We start from the raw sequence: 26608 nt of genomic DNA, 5'->3' as shown, positions 1-26608 counted from the left end.
GACCCTGGCCGCCCACGGAGACGGGGATGGGCGAACGCCCGCCCTGGCCTCAGCGCTCAGCCGCGGTCGGAGTCGAGCGCGGCCCGCAGCATGGCGGCCCGCCGCGCCCGTTCGTCCGGCGGCGCCCTGAAGCGTTCCGCCGTGCGCTCGTAGAGCTGGTCGTTGGGCCACCGCGGCAACACGTGGAGGTGGTAGTGCCAGACCTCCTGGCCGCCCCCGGGGCCGTTGTGCTGACGCGTGGAGACGCCTTCGCAACGATAGACGCGGGTCATGGCCACGGCGACGCGCTGCGCCACCGCGTGAATCCGCGCCGCGGCCTCGGCGGGCAGGTCGAATATCGACTCGTAGTGGGCGTTGGGGATCACGATCACCGACCCCTCGTTTCGCGGCCACCAGTGGGAGCCGACAAACGCCGTCACGTCTGGCGTCCGCAGCACGTCGGCTTCCGCGCCGCCGCGCACCGGGCCGCCAAACACCCCGCGGGCGATGCGGCAGAACGGGCAGTCGTAGCCCGGTGGCGCGTAGGTCAAGCGGTTTTCCATGCGTCAGTATGGCCCTGACGGCGCGCGGCGCCGAGCGCTCTCGCTCACCACGTCGGCTTGACAGCGAAATGGGCGTGCCTATGCTCAAAGTCATGCGCGGATTAATCGTTCCCACCGTCCGACCCGAATTGCGGCGCCGCTGCTCCGTGCGCCGGGCTGCCCTAGGTGGAGTGCGCCCTCCGACCTGACCGGCAACCACCAGCAACGCCAGCCGCGGACGGGCCACCACACCACATCGTCCGCGGTTTTTTGTTTGGGCGGATCAAAAGGAACAGACCAGACCTATGTTGAGCATCACCAACTTTTCATACGCCTGGGGCCCCCAGGAGGTCCTGCGCGGCGCGTCGCTGTTCGTCGGGCGCGGTGAGAAGGTGGGACTGGCCGGAGTGAACGGCGCCGGCAAGTCCACGCTGCTGCACGTCGCCGCCGGGACCCTGCCCCCCGACGCCGGAGGGGTGGCTCGCCCGCGACGCATCGGCCATCTGCCGCAGGAGCCGGAGCTCTCCGACGCGCTGTCGCCCGACGCAACACTCATCGACGTCGTGATATCCAGTGGTCCCACGGCACCATTGGCCGGCCGGCTGGCCCAGGCCGAGCGAGCGCTCGCCGGCGCGGCCGGTCCCGATCTTGACGCCGCCGTGGAGACCTACAGCCGCGTCGAAGAGGAATTCCGCGATTCCGGCGGCTACGCGGCACATGCCACCGCGGCCACCGTGCTCAACGGTCTTGGGCTGCCGGCGGGCCTGGCGGGCCGAGCCGTGCGCACCCTGTCTGCCGGGCAACGCACCCGGCTGGAGATGGCGCGCGTGCTGGCCAGCGGCGCCGACCTGTTGCTGCTTGACGAGCCGACCAACCACCTCGATGTTGACGCCACGCGCTGGCTCATGGACTTTCTGGCTCGGACCGAAGCGGCAGTGCTGATCGTGTCCCACGACCTGCGCCTGCTTGACCACGCCATATCGCGCGTCTACGAGCTCGATGGCCGGTCGCGCAGACTCACGGAGTTCAAGGGCGGCTACTCCGACTACCTGGCCTGGAGCGAGGCGCGCCGGGCCACGCTAGAGACGACCCACGCGCGGCAGCAGCGCGAGATCAAGCGCTTCGAAGCTACCACCGACCGGCTGCGCGCCCATGCCTTCAAGAGCGAAAAGCTCGCCCGCCGCGTCAAGGTCATGGACCGCCGGCTCGATCGCATGCGCGAGCAGGTGGTCGAGCTGCCCCTCAAGCCGGGCGAGATCGGCATGCGCGTCGGGCAGGCGCCGCGGTCGGGACGCCTAGTGCTGGACGTGCGCGACGTCGCCCATGCGTACGGGACCGTGCCGGTCCTGCACCAGGTTCGCTTCTCCCTGGAGCGTGGCCAGCGGCTGGCGGTCATTGGCCGCAACGGCGCCGGCAAGTCCACCCTGCTCAACATCCTGGCCGGCAAGCTGCAGGCCCGGCAGGGCACCGTGACGCACGGGCACAACGTCGACGCGGCTCACTTCGCGCACACCCTCGATACGGCGCTGGCGGCGCGATCCGCCTACGACGCCATTCGACCGCTCACCAGCCCCACCGAGAGCGGCGTTCGGGGCTTTCTCGCCACCCTACTGTTCAATGAGGACCACATCTTTCGACCGCTGCACACGCTCTCTGCCGGCGAGCGGGCGCGCCTCGCCATCGCCCGGCTCATGCTCCAGCGGCGCAACCTCCTATTGCTCGACGAGCCCAACAGCAACCTCGACCAAACCACGCAGGCTTGGCTTGTGGAAGCGCTGCGCAGCTACGCGGCGGCGCTGGTGGTGGTCTCCCATGACGTTGGCTTCGTGGCCGGCCTTGAGCCCGACCTGGTGCTGCTTATGCCCGAGGAGCGCCTGGAAGCCTTCCACGAACGTCACCTGCGCCGCGTGGATCTCGTGTAGCCGCGGCCTCCGCGAGCGTCTGTCCGGTTGCGCCTAGACTGCCGGGCGGATGTGCCGCACGTCGCCGCATGCAAGGAGTTCTCGATCGGCGAGACAGACGCCCATCCCGGCCTTCGGCCGGGACAGCAAGTCACCGTGCGCAAGCTGCCGTGGAATTCGGACACGCCCAAGTGGGAGTGCCGGGCGCAGGTGCACGAGGTGACGGCGGAGGAATTCAGTGTTTCGGTTCCCGCCGGCACGACGTTCCGGATGGCCGACGGCTCCTCGTGGTCCGGCCGGGACGACAGCCTGGACCGCTACCGGCGCGGCGCGTGGCGCCAGGTGATGGAGCTGCCGACGCCGGGCCGGCACTGGTACGTGAACGTCATTCGACCGGTCGAGATCAGCGACGGCGTCGTGACCTGGCGCGACTTGATCGTGGACGTCGAAGCGTATCCCGACGGCGCCTATCACATCGCGGACATTCCGGAGCTGGTGCACGCTCGACCGGCGCTGCCTGCCGCGGACTTCGAGCGCGTACGGCAGGAGATCGCCGCAATCGTGGACGACATCAGGGCCGCGAGTCCGCCGTTCCGCCGGGTCGCCTCAGATACGCTTTACGGCTCGGAGGAGTCGCGCTTTTGGCTGATTCCCGGCGCGGGCGATGGGCTGGCGGTGATCGGCGACGTCGACGGCGCGGGACGCTCGTCGGTCGAGCGCATGCTGGATCGCCTGGACCCGGTCTCGGTGCACGCAGCATCCGCGAATCCCCTGATGGTGCTGCCGGAGAGCGCGCCGCCGCGGGATGGCGTGCTCATCGCCGGAGCGCCGGACGAGCTTGACCGGCTGGTGCCGCACGCGCGCGCCGCCCTGGGCATCTATGGGGGTCGCACGCTGGTGACGCTGGCGCTGGCCCTGGAAGACGAGGCGGATCCGCTGGCCGAGTTCCACGCGGCGTTGGATGAGTCCGAGCAGACGCTGACCATGCAACTGGACAAGGCACTGCGACGGTTGGGCATTCCCTCGCGCGGCATCGTCACCGTGCCGCGATTCGTCGCGGCGTCGTGGTTCTAGTCGGTCCGAAGCCTGCGGCACCCAGCTCGCGCCTGGCGTCTCGAAAGCCAGGGGTGGATTCCCGCCTCCGCGGGAATGACGGACTCGGGAGCCGGAAGCGGTTACGCGACTTATGTAAACACGGAGGCCGGAGACGCCACACCTATCGCGGCGGTGGATCGGCCTCCAACGCCGCGCGGTAGTCCGCAATGATGCGGTCGACATCGCCTTGATCGGCGCCCGGCAGCTCGCCGCCGGCAACCTGGCGAAAGGTGTCGCTGAGGCTCCACGCCACCGCGTCGTTCGGCATCTGGGCGTAGCGCGGCGCCAGATGGGCGTGCATGTGGGGCACGCTCTCGCCGAACGCGACGACGTAGATCCGCAGCGCGCCGGTCACCTCTTCGAGCGTGCGCGTGAGATGCCGCAGCACCGGTCCAAAATTCTCCGTCTCCTCGTCGGTGAAGTGCGCCGGGCCCTGCACGTGGCGCTGGGGATGCAGCATCATCCAGCCCGCCAGCGGGGCCGGCGGGGGCGTGTGGCGCACGAACCACAGGTCGTTGGCAAAGATCACGCCGCCGGGGCTCGGGGCCTCGCCGGCATTGGCGTGGCACACGTCGCAGGCGGGGTCATAGGAGGGGTGTCTCATGCGGGTAAACGCTCCTCACGCGGTTGTTCGACCGACTTGCCGCGCATCATGCCACGGAGCTAGGGCCGGAGCGCCTGGCTGGGGTCGTAGGCGTCGCGCTGTTGGACGGCCGAAAGGCCAGTGCGCACCACCAGCGCCTCGCCGCTGAGGCCAACCGGAAAAACATCCATCGGGCGCTCGGCGGGTCCCGTCAGCCGCTCGCCGCTGAGGGCGAAGCGCGAGAAATGGCAGCGGCACTCGAATATGCCGTCCCGCGGCGGCGGAATTGGGCAGCCCAGATGCGGACAACGCTCGTAGAGCGCCAGGAATCCGTCGGGAAGCCGCACCAAGTGGAACTGGCCGTCCGCCCAGTGGCGCGACTCGCCAACCTGATAGTCATCGGGCCGCCCCACGCGAATCGTGCCGCCGAAGCGCGTCGCCGCAGGCGTCCAGGCGAGACGCCAGGCGGCGCCGATGCCGATGGCGCCAAGCGCGGCCACGAGAGGCGGCAGAAAACTCCGCCGCAACCACCACCGGCGCGAGCGGCGCTCACCGGGCGCGTCACGCATGGCGGCAGCGTCGTCACTTGGAGGCGGTGTCACGCAGGACCCTCGGGGCCGTGACTGGGCGGCGGCCACGGCCAATTCACTCGGTTCCAGTGTAGGCGTTGGCACGGCGAGCGCCTGTCGGTCGCGCGCCGGCGGGAGGTGCTAGCGTGCCGAGGTAACGTTGCCCGCGGACTTCCGATGCGTCAGGTGGTGCTTGCGGCGGTGCTGGCGGCGGCCGCCGCGGTGATTGCCGCCTGGCGTCGCTTGCGACCGCCCAGCGAGCCCACGCCAGCCGGCCCCGCGGCCAAAGGGGCCGGATTCATCAAGGTGGACGGCGCGGCCTACCACGCGCGAACGACGGGCGACGGCCCGTCGGTGGTGTTTCTGCACGGCTTTCTGAGCACGGCCGGCGTGTGGGATCCGGTCATCGATCGCCTGGGCCAAGATTTTCGATGCGTGGCGGTGGACCTGCCTGGGTTCGGTCGCTCGGCCAAGGGCACGACGGTGCCCGCCGGCGTGTGGGGACGCGCGGAGTGGCTGCGGGACCTGCTGGACGCCTTGTGCCTCGATGCGGTGACGCTGGTCGGCGCCTCCATGGGCGGGCAGACGGCGCTGGCCTTCGCCAGCCGTTATCCGGCGCGGGTAAGGAATCTGGTCCTCGTCGCGCCGTTCGCCCGCGAGCCGGACCCATACCCGGCGCGCGACGCGTGGACCTGGCCGATGGTGGTGTGGCTCTTCGAGCGCAGCATGTTCAGCCGCAGGTGGCTCGCGTGGCGTCAGCGGCAGCAGATGACCCGCCCCCACCGATTGCCACGCGGCCGCGTAGACGACCTCTACCGCCAGACCCAAACGCCCGGCTTCCTGGATGGCATCCGCGACGGCTACATCCAGCCACCGGTCGACGACCTGCGCGAGCAACTGGCCGACGTGCAGGCGCCGGTGCTGGTCCTTTGGGGCGCCGGCGACCGCACGCTGTCCGTTGCGCTGGGCCGGGAGGTCGCGGCGCGTGTGCCCAACGGTCGCCTGCGGGTAATTGCCGGCGCCGGGCATTCCGTGCAGCTTGACGAACCGGACGCCGTGGCGGGAGCGATTCGGACGGCCATGAACGACGGTGAAGAAGCGCGGCCCGCCTAGCGGCGCCCCGACACCCCGACGATCCGCAGCGCGGTCCGATGGGCCCGCCACTCGACGTCGTCATCGAGTGGCCCCAGCGTGTACTCAGGGGCCATCCGCCGCAGCGCCATGGCGAGCAGGTGGTCGGCCAGGTGCGGGTTCTTCGGCAACAACGCCCCATGCATATACGTGCCGATGGCAGCACCCGCCACAGCCCCTTCGCCGCCGTCCTTGCCGTTGTTGCCGAACCCCTTGACGACCGCGGCCAGCGGTCGCGCGCCGGCGCCCAGATAGGTCCGTCCGCCGTGGTTCTCGAACCCGATCAGGTGCGCGCCCTCCCACCGGCAAGCGATGTTGCCGATGCAGCGCGCCACCTTGGGCCCGGGGTGAACGGTTTCCATGTCAAAGATGCCAAGTCCCTGCATGACGGTGCCGTCGGCGTCGCGATAGGACCGCCCCATCAGCTGATAGCCGCCGCACACGGCCAGCATGGCGGCGCCGTCGGCGACGTCGCGTCCGATGCGGTCGGCATGCCGCCGCGACAGGCCCTCGCTAGCGGCTCGCTGCTGCCGGTCCTGCCCGCCGCCGATCACGTAGATGTCCTGCGGCTCGTCCAGCGAATCGCCCCAGGCCACCGTCGTCACGCGGAGCTCGATGCCGCGCCAGGCGCAGCGCCGCTGCAGACACGTCACGTTGCCCCGGTCCGCGTAGAGATTCATCAGGTCCGGATAGAGGTACGCCAGCCGCAGGGTCGGTCCGTCGGCGGTCACGCGTCGCTCCAGTACGGGGTCGTCCAACCCCGCGCGACGCACACGGCGCGCACGTCCAGCATTGCGGTGTAGGTGGCCACGACCGCCATCCGCCCGTCGGCGCGGCTCAGCGCCCGGTCGAGCGGTTTGGCGATGCCCGGCTCGACGGCGACGCTTCCGTCCAACGGCTGGACCCCGGCGTACTTCACGCGCAACTCCAGGTCATGGGCCCGTCGACCGCCGAGCGTGAGCCGCCGCGGTCGCAGGCGTTCGAACTCCACGTCCCAGATCCACGAGACGTCCTCTCCGTCGGCGACGCCGTCGTTCAGCAGCACCAGCGTATCCAGCTGCTCCGGCTCGGCGGCTAGCAGGTCCAACACCTGATTGGCGCTGGTGGGATTCTTGGTGAGCAGCAGCACGATCTCCCCGTGCGGAGTCGGGATTACCTCCGCGCGGCCAAAGGCCGGACCGGTTTGGGCCACCGCGTCCAGCGCCTGCGCCGGTCCAATGCCGAGGGCCCGTGCGGCGGCGACTGCGGCGGCGACGTTGTAGGCGCTGTAGAGCCCCGGCAGCGGCACATCCGCCTCGCATTGCCAGCCGTCGGCGGTGAGTGTCAGCGCCAACCTGTCGACTCCGCGGGGCTGGGCGGCCGCGATGGCCACGTCGGGCGAAGGGCGCACGAGGTCGCCGGTCGGACAGCGCCAGCGGCCCAGGTGCGCAAAGGCGACGGCGTCGTAGACCAGCGGCTCACCGCACGTGGGACAGCCGCGAACGTCGGCCCAGGGGTCCAGGTCGGCCGCCGCGCCCAGGCGGTCGCTGCCGAACCAATCGACGCGCCCGGGGTGTGCCTCAGCCACCGACGCGACCAGTGGATCGTCGGCGTTGGCGAGGACGGTTGTCGTGTCGGGCAGCCCGGCAACGACCTGGCGCCAGGCGCCGGCGGTCGTGTCGATCTCGCCGTAGCGGTCGAGCTGATCGCGAAACAGGTTCAACAGCACCACAAGCGTCGGCGATAGGCGCGGCAGCAGGGACGCGAGCGCCCATTCATCCACCTCGAATACGCCAACCGCCGACCGTTCGCGACGTTGTCCGCCATGCCACGCGGCGCGTCGCGCCAGCGCCGCGGCGATGCCGCGTTCCAGATTCGATCCGGTCGGGTTCGTCCAGACCTCGTGACCCGCCGCGCGCAACGCCGCCGCGATCAGCGCCGTGGTCGTGGTCTTGCCATTGGTGCCGCTGACGAGCACCAGCCGCGACAGGCTGTTGAGGCCATCGGGCACATAGTGCGGCCATACGGCCTGGGCCACGAGCCCACTGATCGCGGTTCCCCCGCCGCGTCGCGTCAAACGGGACACGGCGGCCGCCGCGCGCGCGGCCGTCGTCGCCGCTGCGCGTTGGATCCGTCGTCTCAAGATCCGGCAACCGATCGCCGCGCGACCATTCGTCCGATGCTCATGGCCGATTCTGGGCCGTGGACGGCCCTCGCGCTACCCTTTGCCCGCATGCGCCATCCGCCGGCCGATCTGACGCCGCCCACCATAGCCGCGCTGGCCGCCGCGCTGGCCGAGGCCCGCCATGTGCGCATCGTCGGCACGCAGAGCCTGGACTCGCGCACGCCGCCACCACCGCCCAACGCGCTCACGGTCTCGACCGCTGCCCTAACTGAGCTCCAGATCGAGCCGCTCGACCTGATCGCGCGCGTCCAGGCCGGCGTCACGCTTGCCGATTTGCGGCAACGCCTTCGGGAGCATGGGCTGGTGTGGCCGGTCGAGCGTCTGGAGCCGGGCGGGACCGTGGGCGGGCTGATCGCGTCCGGTCGCGGATCGGCGGTGCGCGAGGATGACGCGCCGGCGCGACGCTGGATCCTGGGCGCCACGGTGGTGCTGGCCGCCGGCGAGACCATTCACGTCGGGGGCGCCACGGTCAAATTCTCGGCTGGATATGGGCTCACCCACGCCATGTGGGGCTCCGCCGGACGCCTGGGCGCTCTCGTCGAGGTGACGCTGCGCCTGCGCCATGCCGTGCCGGGTGATTCGATCGACGCCGACGCAAGTACGGAATTCAGCCAGGTGCTTGCGTCGCCCGTCGACGTGCGCGCCGAGGGATTGCCGTCAGGATGGAGTAAGGCCGACTGGGAAGACATCGCCCCCGCGGTGCCACGGGTCGTCAGCCCCGACGGCGCCCGCGCCATCATCGGCTGTCCGGACCGGCACACGGCGGATGCCGTGAAGGCCGAGATTCAGGGTCGCGGCGGCTGGGCGGCAATCGACCGCCCACCGGAGACCGCGCCGCCTTCCGAGGCCTGGGAACCGGTCAGAGAGGCCCTCGACCCCGAACGAAGGCTCGTCTAGCCGGGCCGGGGTCAGACTCGCCTATACTGGTCGCCATCGGGGCGTGGCGCAGCCAGGTAGCGCGCATCGTTCGGGACGATGAGGTCGGAGGTTCAAATCCTCTCGCCCCGACCTCCTGGGCCATTGGGCCCGTGCCGCTTGCCGCCGCGCGCATGCCGCCGATTGGGCCGTCCGTCACCCCTCGACTTGCCGACTTCCGCCGGAATCCAGGACCCGCCGAACCTGGAATCGCCGAGGGTTCGCGGGGCACGTTCCCGAGCTGACGAGTTGTGCAGGCGTCGCGTTTCCGGTCGGCGCCGCAAGCTCCTGAACGGCGCGCGCTTGAGCACCCTGCCCCACGCGGCTCGCGACCGGCCGGGGTGTGTAGGAACAGTGTCAAAACCTGACCCGCCACGGACTGGGCCAGATACCGAGCGTTTCCCGTTCGGCGGGTTCAGGGTCGAATTAGATATAGGCCTTGTGAATGCGCTCACAAGACCATTAACTTAAGTTAAGGATTAGTCGCACGAAAACTCACAAGTTCTATGAGGGAAACTATCGTAGAAATTGCATGCAAGTCATTCCCAATGGCGGCGGACGATGAACGAGCGAAGGCGCACGCACGTTCGCACGGCGCAACATCCGCTGTGCGGCCTGACCGTGCGCTGCATGCCGGTGGCCGTCCGCCTTGCGCTAGCGGCGACGGCGGCTCCGTGGCCAACGTCCCGTCCGGTCCGCGCCGAGCACACGGGAATGTACGCAGTGTGTCCGGATCCGATCCTGGAGGGGAAGTCGGGGCAGATGCAGGTTCGCTCGAAGGGGCGCCATGCAATCTGCGCCGCGATGTTCGCCTGTTCCGGGAGTGACACCGCGGTCGTCCGCACCACCAAAACGGTGGAAGGCGACGCGGGCAGCGACGGCATTGGCAGCGACGCCAACAGCCTCACACTGCGTGGCGGGCTGCACGAGCGACGGTGCCGGCAACGACGCCGGTTTGTCGCACGCGGCCGTGGCAGCCGTCGGCGGTCAGCGGGTGGATACCTCTCCTCCCCAAGGCTAGACACCCGCTGACCCGCCGGCGCAACGAAGCGCCGCGACCCCGCAACAGGTCGCGGCGCTTCCCCGTTTACCGGCTCAGTTGCTCCAACACCACGTGCGCCGCGTTGTGCCCTGGCGCGCCGGTCACCTCACCGCCGGGATGCGTGCCGGCGCCGCAGAGGAAGAGACCCTCGATCGGCGTGCGGTAGTCGGACCACCCGGGCAGCGGTCGACGCGAGAGGATTTGCTGCGGAATGAGATCGATGTGCCGAATGTTGCCGTCGGTGAGGCCAATGCGCTCCTCGATGTCTTCCGGCGTCAACAGCGTCCAGTCGATGATCGCGTCCCTGAAGTTCGGCGCGTAGGCGGTCAGCTCGTCGATCAGCCACTCGCCAAACGGTTGGCGCATGTCCGACCAGGAGCCGTCCTTGATGTGCGGCGGGACGAAGAAGACCCACATCGACAGGATGTGGCGGCCTTCGGGAGCGATCGTCGGGTCGTAGACGGTCGGAATCTGGACCTGCACGATCGGCGTGGTGGGCACGCGCCCGTGCTTGGCATCGTTCCAGCTGCGCTGAGGATTCTCTAGCGACGGGCAGAGATTGATCATCGCCAGGTGCTTGGGGTCATAGTCGTCGCCCAGATAGGCGGAGAAATCGGGCAGCTCGCGCAGCGCGCACAGGAACTTGGCCGAGGCCGATTCGGTTTTCAGCGCCTCGACCGCCTCGCGAAAGCCCGGATCCAGGTCGGTCTCCTCCAACAGCTTGAGATAGGTCCGCTTGGGATCCGCATTCGACAGCACGACGTCGGCTTCGACCACCTCCCCATCGTGCAGCTGGACGCCCACGGCGCGACCTCGCTCGACCAAAATGCGCCGCACCTCGGCGCCGGTCCTGATCGACACGCCCGCTGCTTCGGCGGAGCGGGCTAGCGCCTGGGTGATACCGCCCATGCCGCCGCGGACGATGCCGTAGTTTTCCGTGTCCTCCCGGAACGCGCTGAACCGGTAGAGCGCCGTGATGTAGGCGCTGCCCGGCGCGCTGATGTCGCCCATGTCCCACGTGCTGGTGCTCATCGCCGCCCTGACCTGGTCCGAAACGAAATACTGCTCGATCAGGTCTCTGAACGGGACGGTCAGCAGGGTCTCGAGCAACTCCTCCTCGCCCTCGCGGCGAAACCTCTCGGAAAGCTCGGCCAGCGAGGGCGGCGGGCGCAGGTAATAGTCGCTGAGGATGCCGACGGCGCGATGCCAAAAGTCGGCCCAATCCATCCAGGCGTCGGCGTCCTCGGGCGAGATCTTGCGAATCTCCTCGACCGTCTGCTCGTCGTCGTGCCAAAGCGTCAGGGCCGTGCCATTGGGGTGGGGATGGACGCGCGACGGGTCGATGGGGTAGACGTGGAAACCGTGACGGCGCAGCTCGAGCTCGTCAATGACCTTCTGCTGCAGGATGTGGCAGACGTAGGAACAGGTGGAGATGTTGAAGCCGGGAAACCACTCCTCGGTGACCGCCGCTCCGCCGACGACGTCCCGGCGTTCCAGGACCTGCACGTCCAGGCCGGCCCGCCCCAGGTAGCCGGCGGCGACGAGGCCGTTGTGCCCGGCGCCGATGACGACGACTCGCGTTCCCTCAGCCATGGTCAGCCTCCTCCGTCCGCGCTGCGGCCATAATTGCAGAATCGCGCGGCCTGGGCACTGGGCGCACTTCGCCACCAGCCACCGTTGCGTTCGACGTTGTGGGAAGGCGCAGTCTCCGTGGGGCGTAAATGTAAAGACCGGCGCGCTCGACGGATGAGCGTCCGACGTGACCGCGATCGGCTGACGCCGGCGACTGAAGATTCCGTGGCTTGCAGGCCATGACTGGCCAGACGGCGGCCGACGCCGCCCAGCTGCACGAGCAGTACTCGGACACGTCGCGCCTGCAAACGCGCATCGAGGCCCACCGGCGCTTCTCCGAGCGGGCCGATTCGTTCATGGCCTGGGTGGTTGACGGCCTGGCGCTGCGATCCGACGACCTCGTGCTGGATGCGGGTTGCGGCTACGGGGCGTGCTTCGATGAGTTGCGGCGGCGCGGCGCTCGAATCGTCGGCATCGACCGCTCGGCGGCGATGGTGGGAATGGCTCCGCGGCCCGGTTGCACGGGGTTTCCTTTGGGCCTTGGCGTCGGTGATCTCCAGGCACTTCCCATTGCCGACGGTTCTATGGATCGCGTCTTCGCCAACTACGTGCTTTTTCACGTGCCGAACCTAGCGCTGGCCCTGCGCGAAATCTGGCGCGTGCTGCGGCCGGGCGGCCGTGCCGTGCTGACGACCAACGCCTCGGACAGCCAGGCGGTGCTGATCGAGCTGCACGGCCTGGCCGCGCGGGCGGCGGGCTATTCGCCGCGTCCGCGGCGCACGCTGCGGTTCACCGAGCTGGACGAGCGCATCGTCGCCTCCGAATTCGCGCACTGCCGGCTCGACACCTGGGACGACGCCTTCCTGTTTCCGACCGCGGACGACGCGTTGCGCTACTACACGACGGGGCCCATCGACTCCATCGCCGACCGCCCCACGGACAACAGCCACCGCGCCGCGATCGCGCTTGAGATGTCCGATCTGATCCAGCGCGAGATCGACCGCCACGGCGTGCTGCGCCTTCCCAAGAGCGCGATCCGCTTCACGGTGCAGCGCTGACCCGCGGTAGCATGGTCCGTCGCCGACCTGGGATTGTTATGTGAAGTACACCTGCAAGTTGGTCATTAATGTGGCGCGCGAGCCGATGGTCAAGCTGTTCGACGACCCCGACAACATGCTCAAGTGGATGGAGGGCCTGCAGAGCTTCGAGCACGTCAGCGGCACGCCCGGAGAGCCCGGCGCCACGTCGCGCCTGACCTTCGCGCGCGACAACGGCACGACGTTCGACATGATCGAAACGCTCACACGCTACAACCTGCCGGACGAGATCAGCGGCACCTATGAAACCGAGGGCGTGCGCAACGTCATCGAGAACTGGTTCGTCGAAGACGGCCCCAACGCTACCCAGTGGATCGCGCACAACGTCTTCGAGTTCGGCGGCGTCATGCGCGTTGCCGCATGGTTCATGCGTCCGCTGTTCAAGCGCCAGTCGCTCAAGATCATGGAATCGTTCAAGGTCTTCGCGGAGAGCACGGCCCTGGCGGGCGAGGACACGTCGGACGGGGACGAGTAGAGGCTCGACAGGTCAGGACTTCAGAGTCGAAGGATCTTACTCGGCGCTGCGCGGTTGATCGTGACTCGTCGTCGCGGCTGCCGAATGCCTGTGGCGCGGCAAGCGATGAGCGCCTTCAGAATTCTCGCTGCGCTCGAAATGATATTGATTGACAGTTGGAGCGCATGTCGTCGAGATCACCTTCCCAGCCGATCCCGCGAAGCGCTCGGGCCTCGACAACGGATAGTGGTTCGGCCGCCAGCGTCCGCAGCGCGTAGTTGATCGCCTCGCGCTTGGTGGCGAGTCGATAGCGCCGCATTACCTCGGCAGAGGCCTCTTCGTCGATATCGAAGGTGGTGCGCGACATGCTTCAACGGTACATGCAGACACGGCAAGGGTGAGCGGCTCTGGATTCCGTCGGACGCCTGAAGGACGGAGGGGCATCTGCCCGTTCATGGTGGGCGTGTCGAACCATGAACGGGCGTGGATTCCCGCCTTCGGTGACTCTTGCAAAGCCCGGCCAAGCTCGAGGATGAGGGGGCGAACCCTATCCGCCCTCAGGTTCAATGACGGGTGGATTCCCGCCGTCGCGGGAATGACGAAGGGCTACGCAAGGGTCTACTTCGCGGAAATGACGGATTGGGCGCGGGGATGACCGAGGAGTTGTTCCGAGGCCGCCTCAGAGTGGATTGCGCCAGCGGAGGCCAGGGAAGCGGCTGAAGTCCGTGTCGGTGGAGTGCAGCTCCGCCTGGTATTCCATGGCCAGGGCCGCCAGGTGGGCGTCTGTCACGAGGTTGGCGCCGACGCCCGCAGCTTCGAGGCAGCGTCGGAAGTGGGCGAGGTGGTCCCGGCCAGGGTTCAGGGGAATGACGTTGGGCACGCGGAACCATTCGTCCACGTAGCCCGCTGCCGTCGTCGGCGTGGTGGGGTCCGCGAGCACCCGCGGATGGGTCATGAGCCGGACGAAGCCGGTGGACACCGCCCACGGCACCCCGACCCGCTCCGTCCCGTTGACCGACGCTTCCCACCACCGTCGGGCCGCGTCGTGGAAGGGCGCGCCGTCGTTGTAGGCGTAGAGCAGCAGGTTCAGGTCCGGAACGATCACTCGCCGTCCCGGCCGATGAACTCCTGCGTCTCCAGCTCGTCGTTGAGCTGATTTAGCTTGAGCGGATCCACGCCGGGACGGAAGCCGCCGCGGAGCGGCTTAACCCGATAGGCCGGGCGTTCCTCGCCGGCCGCGGGCGACATCCCTCGGCGCAAGGTGTCGTTCACGACCTGCTTGAACGGCCGGTTCTGGAGTCGGGCCTGCTCGCGCAGAAAGTCGGCGACGTCCGCGTCGAGCGTCAGCGTAGTTCGCATGAGGGCATCGTGATGTCTCTCTTAGGTGATGTCAAGATGTCACCAGCATGTGCCGCCACGAATACCGAGCCTTTCAACCCAGCGCCGGACTGGCCAAATCCGTGAGGCTGGGGGGTGACGGATTCAATTGTTGAATAATTCAACTTTTGTATTGGGCTGATTGACTTAACGGCTCGATTCATGAAACCATTAGGCGCCGACGATTCCTCAGGGGATGTGACCGCTGCGTTCGGGAGCCGTCCAAACGGCGCTGGTTTGCTGCCTGAATGGGAGTCTCGCCGCCGCCCTGCTCCTCCTTGCCGCCTGTAACGGCAGCGCTCCGGAGCCCGATGGCGCGGATGACCCTCGACTGCGCATTGTGGCCACGACCGGGCAGATCGCCGACGCCGTGCGCCGGGTCGGTGGGGACGCCGTCGAGGTTCACGCTCTCATGGGGCCTGGCGTCGATCCGCACCTGTACCGCGCCAGCGAGAGCGACATCACCCGTCTTGAGTCGGCCGACGCCGTGTTCTGGAACGGCCTGCACCTCGAGGCAGGCATGACCGGCGTCCTGGAGCGCATGGAGGATCTGGGGGTGCGGTCGGTGCGCGTGACCGACGGCATCGACCGCGGCCAACTGCTGGCGCCCCCCGAGTTCGAAGGAGCCTACGACCCGCATGTGTGGTTTGACCTCGGCCTATGGACAGTCGTCGTCGCGAGCGTCCGTGACGCCTTGGTCGACATGGATCCCGATCGAGCGGCGACCTATCGCGCCAACGCCGAGGCCTACATCGCCGAAATCGAAGCCCTGGACGCCTATGTCACCGAGCAGGCCGACACGCTGGATGCGGACATCCGCGCCCTGGTCACCGCCCACGACGCGTTCAACTACTTCGCCCAACGCTACGGCTTCGAGGTGCGGGGCCTCCAGGGCATCAGCACCGAGAGCGAGGCGAGCACCGCGGACGTGCAAGCCCTGGCGCGGTTCATCAGCGACCGCGGGATTCGCGCCGTCTTCATCGAGTCCTCGGTGCCCGATCAGGGCGTGCAGGCCGTCATCGAAGCCGCGGGCGCGCGCGGGCACACGGTGGTCGTCGGGGGCGAGATTTTCTCCGACGCCATGGGCGCCTCGGGCACGCCGGAAGGCACCTATCTTGGCATGATCCGCCACAACATCGACACGATTGTCAGCGGGCTGACGGGCGAATGAGCGCAACAGCCGCGCGCGCGCCGCTGGCCGACCCGACCGAGTCTGACGCCCCGCCGGCGGTCGAGGCCACCGACGTCACGCTGGCCTATCACCAACGCCCCGCGCTGTGGGACGTGGACCTGGAGGTGCCGCGCGGCGTCCTGATGGCCATCGTGGGCCCCAACGGCGCGGGGAAGACGACCCTGCTGCGGACCATTCTCGGTCTGCTCCGGCCCGCTGCCGGGCGGGTGCGCATCCTGGGGCGGCCCTATCGCGTGCAACGCCACCTGGTGGCCTATGTGCCGCAGCGCAGCAGCGTGGACTGGGACTTTCCCACCACGGTGCGCGACGTCGTCGCCATGGGGACCTACGGGCGGCTGGGCTGGATCCGGCGCCCCGGCGCGAACGAACGCCGGCGATCGCTGGCCGCGCTGCAGCAGGTTGGCATGGAGAGCTACGCCGATCGTCAGATCAGCCAACTCTCCGGCGGTCAACAGCAGCGCGTGTTCCTGGCCCGCGCGCTGGTGCAGGACGCCGAGGTCTACTTGATGGACGAACCCTTCCAGGGCGTGGACGCCACCACCGAGCGGGCAATCGTGAGCCTGCTGCGAACCCTGCGCGCCGAAGGCAAGACCGTGGTCGCGGTGCACCACGACCTGCAGACCGTGGCGGAGTATTTCGATTGGGTCACGCTGCTCAACGTGCGCCGCATCGCCGCCGGACCGGTCGCGGACGTGTTCACCGAGGAGAACCTGCGGGAGACCTACGGCGGGCGCGTCTCGGGCATCGCCGGCGGACACGCCAACGGGTCCAGCCCGAAATCGACTCCGTGAACGCCTCCGGCCGGCGGAGCTGACGGTCGTCCCCGTGGACGTCCTCAGCGATCTGCTGTTCGACTACACGCTGCGCACGGTGGCGCTGGGTTCGGCGGCGCTGGGCGTCGTGAGTGGGGCCGTGGGCGCATTCGCCGTGCTGCGGCGGCAGGCGCTGCTGGGCGACGCGATGTCGCATGCCGCGTTGCCCGGCGTGGCGCTCGCGTTCCTCATCACCGGCAGTCGGACACCGCTGGTGCTGATGATCGGAGCGGCGCTGGCCGGTTGGGTGGCGGCGTTGGCCGTCATTGGGATCGTCCGCGCGTCGCGGGTCAAGGCCGACGCCGCCATGGCCCTGATCCTCAGCGTGTTCTTCGGCGCCGGGCTCGTGGTCCTCACGTTCATTCAACGACAGCCGGCGGCCGGCAAGGCCGGGCTGGATCGATATCTCTTTGGCCAGGCGGCCGCGCTGCTCGAAGTCGACGTGATCACCATGGCGGCCGTGGGAGCCGTCGCGGTGCTGATCCTGCTGGTGCTCTGGAAGGAGTTCAAGCTGCTGAGCTTCAATCCGGACTTCGCCGCCTCGCTGGGATATCCCGTTCGCCGGCTGGACGTGCTGCTCACGAGTCTGCTGGTCGTCGCCATCGTGGTGGGGCTCAAGACGGTCGGCGTGGTGCTGATGAGCGCCATGGTGGTCGCGCCCGGGGCCGCCGCGCGCCAGTGGACCGACCGCCTCGGTGTGATGGTGATCCTGTCGGCCGTGCTCGGCGCGGCCGCCGGCGTGGCCGGCTCGGTCATCAGCACGACGGCCCACACCGCCACGGGGCCAACGATCGTCCTGGTTGCGACGGGATTTGTGGCCGTTTCACTGCTCTTTGCACCGCGCCGCGGGATCGCCTGGGCGCGATTCCGCGCCTGGCGCCACCGCCGGCTGCTGGCCCTCGAGGCCGTGCTTGGTGACCTGGCGGCGCTTTCGGCACAGCACACCCGCAATCCCGCCCACGCGCACCACGTGGCGGCGCTGTACGCGATCCGCGGTCGTGCGGTCGTTGATCGCGCGCTGGCGGAGCTTGCAGCGCAGGGTCTCGCTCGTCGCACCGCCGGCGACGCCTGGACGCTAACCGACCTGGGGCGTGAGAGAGCCTCCCGGGCAGCGCGCCTACGCGCGGCCGAGGCCAGCGCCCCGTGACGCCCGCGCAGCTCGAAGTTCAACTTGTCGCGGTCGTCGTGGCCGCCGCGTGCGCGATTCCCGGCGCGTTTCTGATGTTGCGACGCATGTCCATGATGAGCGACGCCATCAGCCACACGGTCTTGTTGGGCATCGTGCTGGCGTTTTTCATCGTGGCCGATCTGCGGTCGCCGCTGCTGATTGCCGGCGCGGCCATCGTGGGGCTGGCGACAGTGGCGCTGGTGGAGGTGGTCAACCGGACCGGGCTGGTTCGCGAGGACACGGCGATTGGGCTGGTGTTCCCCGCCCTGTTCTCCATCGCCGTGATTCTGATCTCGGCCCTGGCGGGGGACGTGCACCTCGACAGCGACGCCGTGCTGCTCGGCGAGCTAGCGTTTGCCCCGTTCAACCGCTTCACCCCGTTCGGCCTGGACCTGGGGCCGGTGGCGCTGTGGGTGATGGGCGGCATCTTGCTCATCAACCTGGCGGTCTGCGGCGCGTTCTACAAGGAGCTCAAGGTGGCCACATTCGACGCCGGGCTGGCGACGGCGCTCGGGTTTTCGCCCGCGTTGATTCATTACGGCTTGATGGGCATGGTGTCGGTCACGGCCGTCGGCGCGTTCGACGCCGTTGGCAGCATCCTGGTGGTGGCGCTGATGATCGGTCCTCCCGCGGCGGCCTACCTGCTCACCGATCGACTGCCGCGCCTGCTCGGGCTCAGCGTGGCCATTGGAGCCGTCTGCGCGATCGGCGGGTACTGGCTGGCACGCGCCCTTGACGCCAACATCGCCGGCGCCATGGCCACGGTCGTCGGCGCGGTGTTCGTGCTCGCCTTGCTGCTGGCGCCTCAGCGTGGCCTGCTGGTCACGGCGCGGCGCCGCGGGCGCCAGCGCTGGGACTTCGCCCGACAGTTGCTCCTGATCCATCTGGCGACGCACGAGGGAACGCCCGCTGCCGACGACGAGAGCCGAATCGACCACATGCAGCGACACATGCGGTGGCAGCCCGACTTCGCCGAACGCGTGGTGCAGTCGGCGGCCGACCGCGGCTTGGTCACGCGGGATGCCGACCGCCTGCAACTGACCGAACCGGGGCGCCACGCCGCGCGCCTCGCCTCAGTCACCTAGCGCGTACTCTTCCCTGGGCTGACCTGCACCGCGCGGCCGCGCCGCAGTCCAAGAGTGACCGCACACCCCAACCGAAAGCCGACCGACGCCGGCCCAGTACCGCGTGGGCCTCAGCAGGCGGACGTCGTCGTGCTCGGCGCGACGCCGGGCGGCATCGCGTCCGCCGTGGCCGCCGCGCGCCTGGGACACTCGGTCTCGCTGATCGAATACCACCGGCACATCGGCGGCATGGCGGCCAGCGGGCTGGGCAAAAGCGACATCGAGCATCGGGAGCTCATCGGCGGCCTGTTCCGGGAGTTCACGGAGCGCGTGCTGGCCGCCTACGTGGCGCGCCACGGCGCGGACTCGGACAACGTGCGCCTGTGCGACGACGGCTACTACTACGAGCCGTCGGTGGCTGAGGCGGTGTTCGAGGGCATGGTCGGCGAGCAACGCCGCATTGGCCTGATCCGCGGCGCCCGGCTGACCGAAGTGACTTGCTCGGATTTGGCCGTGACGGCGATCGAGATCGTCGATCGGCGCAGCGGGCGCCCCGCGACGATCCACGGCCGCCAGTTCATCGACGCCACCTACGAGGGCGATCTCTTCGCGGCGGCGGGCGCCGCCTTCCGTCTTGGGCGGGAGGCGCACGAGGAGTTCAACGAGCCGCACGCCGGCGTGGTCTACTACGACTACCAGGAGGGGGAATTCCTGCCGGGCACAACCGGAGCCGCGGATGGCCGGCTGCCGGCCTATACCTACCGGCTGTGCCTGACCACGGACCCGGCCAACGCCCACCGGCTGACCGATCCACCGCCCGGTTACGACCGCGCCGAGTATGCGGGCTATTTCGATGATCTTGCGGCCGGACGGCTCAGCGGACCCAAGACGCTCAAGCCCGGGCGCGGCTACAACCCCGCCCACTTCGACACGCTGGTGCGGGCGCTATCGGTGACCGAGATTCCCAATCGGAAAACCGACGTCAACATCAACCCGCGGCCGCTGGCGTTTCCTTTTCCCGAGGAAAACCGGGGCTATATCGAGGGCGACGACGCGACCCGGCAGCGCATTCGCCAGAGACACCGCGACCTGTCACTGGGACTGCTGTGGTTCCTGCAGCACGACGAGCAGGTTCCCGCCAAGCACCGGCGCATCGCCAACGGCTATCACCTGCCGCGCGACGAGTTCACCGACAACGGTCACTTCCCCTTCCAGCTCTACGTGCGCGAGGGCCGCAGGCTCGTGGGGGACTACACCCTCACTGAGCACGACATGACCACCGGCTCGCGGCGGCACGAGGACGCGATCGCGGTGGGAGAGTTTCCCATCGACAGCTTCCCCTGCCGCAAGCGCCAGCCGACGGACACGCTGGTGCTGGAAGGCTATCTGGGCATGCTGGACGCGGTGACGCGGCCCTACGAGATTCCGTATCGCATCATGATTCCGGTGGAAGTCGAAAACCTCATCGTCCCGGTCGCGGCGTCAACCACGCACGTGGCCTACTCCTCGATCCGCATGGAGCCCACGTGGATGGCGCTGGGCCAAGCGGCGGGAACCGCGGCGCACCTCGCGCTGCGGTACAACGTGACGCCGCGCCGGGTGCCGGTGGGTGAGCTTCAGCGCTTGCTCGCCGCTCAGGGGCAAGTGGTGGCGAATCTGGCCTCTGACAGGGGTCCCGCTTGAAGGATGCGAACGGCGCCGAATTGGAGCCGAAGCAACGGAAGGGGTTTCGCTTGCCGATAGACGAGTTTGAGTTGAATCCGCACTGCAGCATGGGAGCAATGGAGAGCCGATTTCGAAAAGGAGCAGGATGAGCATTCTGAAGCGACTGTTCGGTCGGAAAAAGGACGGTCAGGAAAGTGCTTCTGCTAAGCGTCGGCAACCTACAGCAGGTTCGGCAGTTCAGGAGGCGGCTCAATCGCGTCAGGCCAATTCGACCGCCAGGAAACGGAAACCGGAACCACCGCAAACGCCAGTTGCTTGTCCACACTGCGGCGTGATTCTCAGTCCTCCACCGATGCGAACTCGAAAGTGCCCCGAGTGTCGCGAGAGAATCGTCGTACGGACACGCCGACGACAAAAGGTCTACATGACCGACGCTCAGGTTGCCGCATTTGACCAAGAGCGTGCACGAGAAGTCTTGCGCAATAGGGCCATCCGGGCAGCCGAAGGCATCGGGATCAATCGCCAGGCATTCGAAGCACGAGAGGAAACGCTACAGAAGGAGATGCCAGGGGCAGGCCCTGGTGATGTGTTCTGGGTCTTGGCGAACGAACGCGCGACAAGCTTGATGAAGGGCCGGATGGACAGCTCGGACTGGCACTCTCTGTCAATGATCTACTTCAAGCAGGCTCGCTGGCTCAATGAGCAAGGTCGTTCCTATTGGCACCTAAAGAGGGAAGCCGACAAGGCGTATGCCCAGAGCTATGCACAGAGAGGCCTCGATACGCTGGAGATCATGGCCGACGATTGCGACGGCTGCCGTGCTTTCAATGGTCGGCGTTTCCCGATTGGTGAAGCAGTCAAGGATTGGCCGATTCCCGAGAGCGTGTGTACAGCTGATTGGTGCACCTGTATGTGGAACTTGGTCGTGCCAGATCATTTCTAGGCGAAGAAAGGCGTCGCCCTGAAGGGCATGTCAACACTCCACGCAGCCAGAATCATGCTCGCCGGTCCGTGGGCGCCCGACGGCTCACACCAAATCGACTTTGCATCGCTTCCGCGGGTGCCGTCGGAGCACGTCATGGTGAGCGACGTGCGCGCCGAGGCGCGCCACGGCAGCGATCTCGACCGCGACCGGGGCGGCGTCAACCAGCACAACTACCTGGCGCATTACGACGGGAAGTTTTGGGTGATGTGGAGCGACGGCCCCGGCATCGAGGACCGCGTGGGGCAGCAGGTGAAGTTCGCCACGAGCCCCGATGGACTTCGGTGGTCGAGCCCTCGGTACCTCACGCCCGCGCCGCCGGGATCGGGTCCATCCTCGCCGCTGTATGGCCAGCGCACCGATCAAGGTCTGCGCTATATCTCGCGCGGGTTCTGGCGGCGGGACGGCGAGCTGCTGGCCCTGGCGTCGCTGGACGAGGCGGCAGGATTCTTCGGCCCGAGCCTGGCGCTGCACGCGTTTCGGCTCGATCCGACGGACGACGCGTGGGAACCCGCGGGCATCGTCTGCCGCGACGCCATCAACAACTTCCCGCCCGAGCGGCTGCCGGACGGCCAATGGATGATGTCCCGGCGCCGCCACAACTACCGCGAGGTCGGCGTTGACTTTCTGGTCGGCGGCGTGGACGCGATCGACGAGTGGACATCGGTTCCCGTGCTGGGGTCGAACACCGAGCTCTCGGCGGAGGAGCCGCACTGGTGGGCACTGCCCGACGGGAGGCTGGCGGCGCTGTTTCGGGACGGTCGCCGCAGCGGGTTCATCTACCGCGCGATTTCCGCGGACGGCGGGCGCACCTGGAGCCGCCCGGTGCGCACGAACTTCCCGGACGCCACGTCCAAGTTCAGCGGGTTGCGGCTGGCCGACGGTCGCTACGTGCTGGTGTCGAACCCCAATCCAAAGCGACGCGATCCGCTGGCGATTTCGATCAGTGACGACGGCCTGGTCTTTCACACCATGGCCTACCTGGTGGGCGGACGCTGGGTGGACTATCCGCACGTGATCGAGCATGGCGCCCATCTCTTCATTGCCTTTGCCGGCGGCAAGCAGACGGTGGAGGTGTTGCGGGTGCGGCTTATCGATCTCGAAGGGGTGCGCAATCCGCCGCTGGGGCCGGCTCGGTGAGGCCAAGCGCCGAGCATCCTGGTCCAGCCGGTGGCCTGGGACAGGCATTTGTCCAGCGCACGATCGAGGCGCCGGGCGCGACACTCGCCCACTATGAGCGCGACGGATGCGGGCCGCCACTGGTCCTCATTCCCGGAAGCTTCAACGCGGCTGGGGCGTTCAAGGACATCATCGATCACCTGGACGCGGCACTGCATGTTGTCGTCGTCGAGCTCCGGGGCCACGGCGGCAGCTGGCCGCCGCCGGTGAATGGGTCCATCGAGCTGTTCGCGCGGGATGTGCTGCAGGTCCTGGATGGGCTGCGGCTCGGCCCGTGCTTCGTCGGCGGCCACAGCATCGGCGGCATGATCGCGATTGAGATCGCGCGGGTGCGACCGCGGATCTTGGAAGGTGTGATTTCGATCGAGGGCTGGACCAACCATCACGCGCAACGCGATGCGTTCCGGGACGACACCATGAGCACGCTGTCCGCCGAGCAATTGGAGCAACGCGAGCAGCTGCGCCATGAGGTATTGCACCGGTGGACCGACCGGCAACGGCTCGACTTTGCCGCCATCTGGAGAACCTGGGACGGCTTAGACATCCTTCAGCGAACCGACCTGCCGATCCTCGAGCTCTACGGCGACCGCGGACGCGAGCCCGCGACGCACGAACAGCTGCATATCCCGCGTCGTGACAACATCGAGCTGCGCTGGCTGGCGGGGGCTTCGCACTCGCTGCCGCTTGAGTGCCCGCACGAGGTCGCACGGCTCATCACGGACTTCATGCGGCGCTGCTGATTCGACGGCGCGCGACCGAGCTTTCGCCCAAGCGCGCCGCTTAGCGATAGGCTGCGGCGCGAACGCGATTCTTGATGTTCCGGCTGACCGTTCGCGCGCCATACGGCGACTCGCGCGGCCAACCTGGGAAAGGGCAACTCCATGACGGGCAAGGTGGCATTCGTGAGCGGTGGCGCGGGCGGTCTGGGAGCGGCGATCTGCCGGCGCTTCGTGCGCGACGGCGCGGCCGTGGCGATCGCCGACATCGACCGCGGCCGGAGCGAAGCGCTCACCGACGAGATCGTCGAGGGCGGCGGGCGGGCCCTGCCCGTGGACCTCGATTCCGCCTCCAGCGCCTCGGTTCAGCAGGCCGTCGACGAGGTCGTCGACCACTTCGGCCGCTGCGATTTCCTGGTTCACGGCGCCGGCAACACCGCCATTGCCCCGCTGCTCGAGCTGGCCGAGGAGGACTGGCGCTCGGTCCTGGACACGCATCTCACCGGAGGCTTTCTGCTCTGCCAGGCCATCGGACGCCAGCTCGTTCGGCAGGGCGAGGGCGGACGCGTGGTGCTGATCTCGTCGGTCGGCGCCATGGTGCCCGTGCCGGATCGCGGCGCCTACAGTCCGGCCAAGGCCGGGTTGATTGCGCTGGCTCAAATGCTGTCCATCGAGTGGGCGCCCTACGACATCAACGTGAACGCGATCTGTCCCGGCGTCACGCGAACACCGATGGTGCAGGAAATCTACAGGCGCCGCCCGGAGCTGCGGGATCAGCGCATTCGACGCTTCCCCATGAAGCGCGAGGCGGTGCCGGAGGAGATTGCGGATCTCACGGTGTTCCTGTGCGGCGACGGATCGACCTACATCAGCGGCACCGCCATCACGATCGATGGCGGCTTCATCAACGCCGGCTTCATGCCCGAGGACGAGTAGCCGGTGACCGGTCGCAATGCGGCAATCGTGCAACGTCTGGCCGACGAGGCGTTCAACGGTCGGAACTGGGACGTGTTCGATGCGTTGCACGATCCGTCGGGACTGGTGCACCGCGCCGGCGAGAGCGTGACGCCCGCGGCGATCAAGGACGTGCATTGCGACCGCTTGCAGGCCTTTCCGGACCTGCGCTGGACCATCGAGCGACAGCTGGAAGACGGCGAGTTCGTCATCACGCACGCCACCTGGCGCGGGACACACCTGGGGACCTATCTCGGCATGCCGGCCACGGGCGAGGCGGTGAGCGGGGAGGTGATCGCCATCCGGCGCGTCGTGGACGGGCGCATCGTGGAGACCTGGGCGGTGGCCGACACCCTGCGCGTGCTGGAGCAAATCGGCGGCCGGATCTCGCGGTGACAGGCACGGCCTAGGCCCGCAAGCACTATCGACTCTCCGCGGACGTGGCGGGACTCCTACGGCTTTCGCGAAGCCTCCCACTCGCGGCGCAGGATGCTGCACATGACCTGGTCGGTGGCGACGCCGTGCATGACGACGTATTGGCGCAGCAGGCCCTCGGGAGTCATTCCGGCCTTTGCCATGACGCGCAGCGAGGCCGGATTCTTGGGGTTGGCATCGGCCTGAATGCGGTTGACGTCCGGAAACGCGGTGAAGGCGGCGTCGATGGCGGCGCGCACGGCCTCCGTCATATACCCGTTGCCCCAATGCGCCGGCGCGAGGCCGTAATAGAGGTCGATGCGCCCATGGCCGGGGTACAGCGTCATGCCGACGTGCCCAACGGCCTCGCCGTCGAGGTCCACGGCCCACATCGCCGACCGCGTCCAGTCGCACTGCATGCGCGAAGCGACGCTGCGCTCGGCGTCCGATCGCCGGTATGGCTGCCGAACGCCAAGAAACTCCCCATAGGTTGCGTCCGACTCATACCCCAGCACGGCGCTCACGTCCGAAAGCCGGAACGGACGGAGCGCGAGACGCCGCGTGCGGATGGTGCGCGGAAATCCAGACCCGCCCGAAGGTTCGGTCATGCCCTCGGCCTACCGTGGGCTACGCGGCGAGTCCTAAGGGTTGGGAACCTCGAACTGGAAGCCCTCGATGTCGATGAGCAGGTCAACCAAGCCTGGATCGACATCAAACACCACGGCGACCGTCGCCGACTTCCCGTTGGGCACGCTCTCGACCAGGAACAGCGGTCGACCTTCCGTCGCCGTCGTGGCCATACCGATGAGCGCGTTGACACCCGGCGAGTCCACAGCGATTTCGCTGCCGTCCGGCTGGATCAGGTAGATGTTCGCCTTGGAGACAACGATGTTGCCGCTGTCGTTGGTGTTGTTGAACGTAATGGTCACGAGTTGGAACGAGCCCTTCTTGGGCCTGAACGGCGTGCCGTGAACTTGCGTCAACTCTTCGAACCGCTGCACCGAAACGAGCGTCACCTCGAGCCCGTCTCCGCCAAGCTGGGCGTCGCCCACTGTGGGAAGTCCGGTGCGCGACACGGCCGTTTGCTCCTCCGCCTCGATGCGCGCTCGCCCCCGGTTCACGGCGGTGTCCAGCGAACTCCCGGCGCGGGTGTCGCGTGTTTCGGCATCCGGCGTGGCGTCGGCCGCAGCCGTGGTCTCGGCCTCGGTCTCGGCCTCCGCCACCGCCGTGCCGGCATCGAGATTGACCGCAGGCATCGCGAATTCAAGGCCTTCGACGTCGAGCTTGGTGACCGTGTCGCTCTCCCTGACGTCGAACGACACCGACACCACGATCGATTTGTCCACCGGCACCGATTCCGCCAGAAACAGCGGCCGGCTTTCGTAAGCCAGCGGCGGTGCGGAAATGAGCCTGTCGAGGGAGTTTGCATCGACGACGATGCGGGAGCCGTCGTCCTTCACCAGCCAGATGTTGGTGTTCTGCACGGTGGTCGGGTCGGAGCTGTTGTTCTCAAATTCAATGGTGACGATCCGGAAGTAGTCTCGGCGCGGATCGACCGGGTCGCCCACCAGCTGCGGCAGCACCGACAAATCTTCTACCGCAAGCAGCGTGACCGACAGTTCGTCCGTCGTGATATGGGTGTCGCCAACGCCCGGCAGGCCGCTGTCCGCGGCGGCGTCCGTTGCCGCCGTCGATTCGGTGGTCGTCGAAGCATCCGTCGGCGCCCGGGTGCGGACCTGGACCGCCTCGCGCTGAGGTCGCGCCGCCTCGGCGCTGGCCTGCATCCTTTCTTCGTTCGGGTCGAGAGCGACCCGGAGAATCAGAAGTGCCAGGGCAACGAAAATGAGGGACCCGATGAGGGCCTGAATCGGACCCGGCAAGCGACGAACGTTGGTTGCGATGGCAGCCACGGCACGCGGCTCCTATTCCTGCAGACGACGATTCGCGAAACCGGCGGCAGGGCACCATAAACCGGCTCGACTAGCCACCTATCGTGACGGCCGTCGCCACGTCGGTCAAGTAATGAACGCTACCGCTGGAT

27 protein-coding genes and 1 tRNA gene are annotated in these 26608 nt (G+C 68.0%); 17 read left to right on the top strand and 11 right to left on the bottom strand.

All coding sequences use genetic code 11. The features are described 5' to 3' along the window. Positions 1 to 56: 56 nt before the first annotated feature. Positions 57 to 530: an HIT family protein gene (locus OXG79_14100; protein ID MCY3784896.1), complete on the bottom strand. Its 474-nt coding sequence runs from the start codon at positions 528 to 530 to the stop codon at positions 57 to 59. A 296-nt stretch (positions 531 to 826) separates the two neighbouring features. On the opposite strand from OXG79_14100, the gene OXG79_14095 reads away from it, so the two are divergent. Together OXG79_14095 and OXG79_14090 are read left to right on the top strand one after the other, a co-directional pair. Continuing rightward, positions 827 to 2443, top strand: a complete 1617-nt coding sequence (locus OXG79_14095; protein MCY3784895.1) for an ABC-F family ATP-binding cassette domain-containing protein — start codon at positions 827 to 829, stop codon at positions 2441 to 2443. A 27-nt stretch (positions 2444 to 2470) separates the two neighbouring features. Then, positions 2471 to 3496: a DUF402 domain-containing protein gene (locus OXG79_14090; GenBank protein MCY3784894.1), complete on the top strand. Its 1026-nt coding sequence runs from the start codon at positions 2471 to 2473 to the stop codon at positions 3494 to 3496. A 142-nt stretch (positions 3497 to 3638) separates the two neighbouring features. On the opposite strand, the gene OXG79_14085 is transcribed toward OXG79_14090, so the two are convergent. Together OXG79_14085 and OXG79_14080 are read right to left on the bottom strand one after the other, a co-directional pair. Next, positions 3639 to 4121: an HIT domain-containing protein gene (locus OXG79_14085; GenBank protein ID MCY3784893.1), complete on the bottom strand. Its 483-nt coding sequence runs from the start codon at positions 4119 to 4121 to the stop codon at positions 3639 to 3641. Between the two features lie 59 nt (positions 4122 to 4180). After that, a complete protein-coding gene (locus OXG79_14080) occupies positions 4181 to 4669 on the bottom strand; it encodes a Rieske 2Fe-2S domain-containing protein (GenBank protein MCY3784892.1) in 489 nt (162 codons plus the stop codon). Between the two features lie 177 nt (positions 4670 to 4846). On the opposite strand from OXG79_14080, the gene OXG79_14075 reads away from it, so the two are divergent. After that, positions 4847 to 5782, top strand: coding sequence for an alpha/beta hydrolase (locus OXG79_14075; GenBank protein MCY3784891.1), 936 nt, complete (start codon positions 4847 to 4849; stop codon positions 5780 to 5782). Here OXG79_14075 and OXG79_14070 read toward each other — a convergent pair. Further along, positions 5779 to 6531: a glutamine amidotransferase gene (locus tag OXG79_14070; protein MCY3784890.1), complete on the bottom strand. Its 753-nt coding sequence runs from the start codon at positions 6529 to 6531 to the stop codon at positions 5779 to 5781. The genes OXG79_14075 and OXG79_14070 overlap by 4 nt on opposite strands. Further along, on the bottom strand, positions 6528 to 7922 hold the full coding sequence (locus tag OXG79_14065) for a MurT ligase domain-containing protein (protein ID MCY3784889.1): 1395 nt from the start codon (positions 7920 to 7922) through the stop codon (positions 6528 to 6530). The genes OXG79_14070 and OXG79_14065 overlap by 4 nt, the downstream gene beginning before the upstream one ends. 90 nt (positions 7923 to 8012) lie before the next feature. Between OXG79_14065 and OXG79_14060 the strand changes: the two genes are divergently transcribed. Together OXG79_14060 and OXG79_14055 are read left to right on the top strand one after the other, a co-directional pair. Continuing rightward, positions 8013 to 8861 (top strand): FAD-binding oxidoreductase, encoded by an 849-nt coding sequence (locus OXG79_14060; protein ID MCY3784888.1) that lies wholly within the window; start codon positions 8013 to 8015, stop codon positions 8859 to 8861. 37 nt (positions 8862 to 8898) lie between these two features. Further along, positions 8899 to 8972, top strand: a tRNA-Pro gene (locus OXG79_14055). Positions 8973 to 9966: 994 nt separating this feature from the next. On the opposite strand, the gene OXG79_14050 is transcribed toward OXG79_14055, so the two are convergent. Beyond that, the gene (locus OXG79_14050) at positions 9967 to 11514 is read right to left on the bottom strand and encodes an NAD(P)/FAD-dependent oxidoreductase (GenBank protein ID MCY3784887.1); all 1548 of its coding nucleotides are present in this window, start codon (positions 11512 to 11514) and stop codon (positions 9967 to 9969) included. 218 nt (positions 11515 to 11732) lie between these two features. On the opposite strand from OXG79_14050, the gene OXG79_14045 reads away from it, so the two are divergent. Beyond that, on the top strand, positions 11733 to 12551 hold the full coding sequence (locus OXG79_14045) for a class I SAM-dependent methyltransferase (protein MCY3784886.1): 819 nt from the start codon (positions 11733 to 11735) through the stop codon (positions 12549 to 12551). 40 nt (positions 12552 to 12591) lie between these two features. Further along, positions 12592 to 13065 carry an SRPBCC family protein gene (locus OXG79_14040; GenBank protein MCY3784885.1) on the top strand — a complete coding sequence of 158 codons (474 nt, stop codon included), beginning with the start codon at positions 12592 to 12594 and terminating at the stop codon, positions 13063 to 13065. A gap of 115 nt (positions 13066 to 13180) precedes the next feature. On the opposite strand, the gene OXG79_14035 is transcribed toward OXG79_14040, so the two are convergent. The 3 genes from OXG79_14035 to OXG79_14025 all read right to left on the bottom strand — a co-directional run bounded on the left by OXG79_14035 (position 13181) and on the right by OXG79_14025 (position 14403). Further along, positions 13181 to 13411 carry a type II toxin-antitoxin system VapB family antitoxin gene (locus tag OXG79_14035; protein ID MCY3784884.1) on the bottom strand — a complete coding sequence of 77 codons (231 nt, stop codon included), beginning with the start codon at positions 13409 to 13411 and terminating at the stop codon, positions 13181 to 13183. A gap of 312 nt (positions 13412 to 13723) precedes the next feature. After that, complete coding sequence (locus OXG79_14030) at positions 13724 to 14149, bottom strand: type II toxin-antitoxin system VapC family toxin (GenBank protein ID MCY3784883.1); 426 nt, start codon at positions 14147 to 14149, stop codon at positions 13724 to 13726. Continuing rightward, entirely contained in the window at positions 14146 to 14403 is a 258-nt protein-coding gene (locus OXG79_14025) for an antitoxin (GenBank protein ID MCY3784882.1), read from the bottom strand. Before OXG79_14025 ends, OXG79_14030 begins: the two co-directional genes overlap by 4 nt. A gap of 358 nt (positions 14404 to 14761) precedes the next feature. Between OXG79_14025 and OXG79_14020 the strand changes: the two genes are divergently transcribed. From OXG79_14020 to OXG79_13975, 10 genes are all read left to right on the top strand, one after another. Continuing rightward, the gene (locus OXG79_14020; protein ID MCY3784881.1) at positions 14762 to 15592 is read left to right on the top strand and encodes a zinc ABC transporter substrate-binding protein; all 831 of its coding nucleotides are present in this window, start codon (positions 14762 to 14764) and stop codon (positions 15590 to 15592) included. Continuing rightward, entirely contained in the window at positions 15589 to 16404 is an 816-nt protein-coding gene (locus OXG79_14015; protein ID MCY3784880.1) for a metal ABC transporter ATP-binding protein, read from the top strand. The genes OXG79_14020 and OXG79_14015 overlap by 4 nt, the downstream gene beginning before the upstream one ends. Positions 16405 to 16438: 34 nt before the next feature. After that, entirely contained in the window at positions 16439 to 17572 is a 1134-nt protein-coding gene (locus OXG79_14010; GenBank protein ID MCY3784879.1) for a metal ABC transporter permease, read from the top strand. Continuing rightward, positions 17569 to 18678: a metal ABC transporter permease gene (locus tag OXG79_14005; protein ID MCY3784878.1), complete on the top strand. Its 1110-nt coding sequence runs from the start codon at positions 17569 to 17571 to the stop codon at positions 18676 to 18678. Before OXG79_14010 ends, OXG79_14005 begins: the two co-directional genes overlap by 4 nt. 129 nt (positions 18679 to 18807) lie before the next feature. Beyond that, positions 18808 to 20340 carry an FAD-dependent oxidoreductase gene (locus tag OXG79_14000; GenBank protein ID MCY3784877.1) on the top strand — a complete coding sequence of 511 codons (1533 nt, stop codon included), beginning with the start codon at positions 18808 to 18810 and terminating at the stop codon, positions 20338 to 20340. 406 nt (positions 20341 to 20746) lie between these two features. Further along, entirely contained in the window at positions 20747 to 21265 is a 519-nt protein-coding gene (locus tag OXG79_13995; protein MCY3784876.1) for a hypothetical protein, read from the top strand. A gap of 54 nt (positions 21266 to 21319) precedes the next feature. Continuing rightward, the gene (locus OXG79_13990; GenBank protein ID MCY3784875.1) at positions 21320 to 22444 is read left to right on the top strand and encodes an exo-alpha-sialidase; all 1125 of its coding nucleotides are present in this window, start codon (positions 21320 to 21322) and stop codon (positions 22442 to 22444) included. Beyond that, the gene (locus OXG79_13985) at positions 22441 to 23223 is read left to right on the top strand and encodes an alpha/beta hydrolase (protein MCY3784874.1); all 783 of its coding nucleotides are present in this window, start codon (positions 22441 to 22443) and stop codon (positions 23221 to 23223) included. Before OXG79_13990 ends, OXG79_13985 begins: the two co-directional genes overlap by 4 nt. Before the next feature lie 141 nt (positions 23224 to 23364). Beyond that, positions 23365 to 24135 carry an SDR family NAD(P)-dependent oxidoreductase gene (locus OXG79_13980; protein MCY3784873.1) on the top strand — a complete coding sequence of 257 codons (771 nt, stop codon included), beginning with the start codon at positions 23365 to 23367 and terminating at the stop codon, positions 24133 to 24135. 3 nt (positions 24136 to 24138) lie between these two features. Next, positions 24139 to 24549: an ester cyclase gene (locus OXG79_13975; GenBank protein ID MCY3784872.1), complete on the top strand. Its 411-nt coding sequence runs from the start codon at positions 24139 to 24141 to the stop codon at positions 24547 to 24549. A gap of 56 nt (positions 24550 to 24605) precedes the next feature. Here the strand turns inward: OXG79_13975 and OXG79_13970 are convergent, their stop codons facing one another. Both OXG79_13970 and OXG79_13965 read right to left on the bottom strand, forming a co-directional pair. Further along, positions 24606 to 25175 carry a GNAT family protein gene (locus OXG79_13970; GenBank protein ID MCY3784871.1) on the bottom strand — a complete coding sequence of 190 codons (570 nt, stop codon included), beginning with the start codon at positions 25173 to 25175 and terminating at the stop codon, positions 24606 to 24608. A gap of 33 nt (positions 25176 to 25208) precedes the next feature. Continuing rightward, positions 25209 to 26477 carry a hypothetical protein gene (locus tag OXG79_13965; protein ID MCY3784870.1) on the bottom strand — a complete coding sequence of 423 codons (1269 nt, stop codon included), beginning with the start codon at positions 26475 to 26477 and terminating at the stop codon, positions 25209 to 25211. Positions 26478 to 26608 lie beyond the last annotated feature (131 nt).

The sequence above is a fragment of the Chloroflexota bacterium genome (genome assembly GCA_026706485.1).
Taxonomy (GTDB): Bacteria; Chloroflexota; UBA11872; order UBA11872; family UBA11872; genus JAJECS01.
The sequence above is the reverse complement of the archived record's forward strand: the minus strand, read 5'-3'. Positions and strand labels throughout refer to the sequence as shown.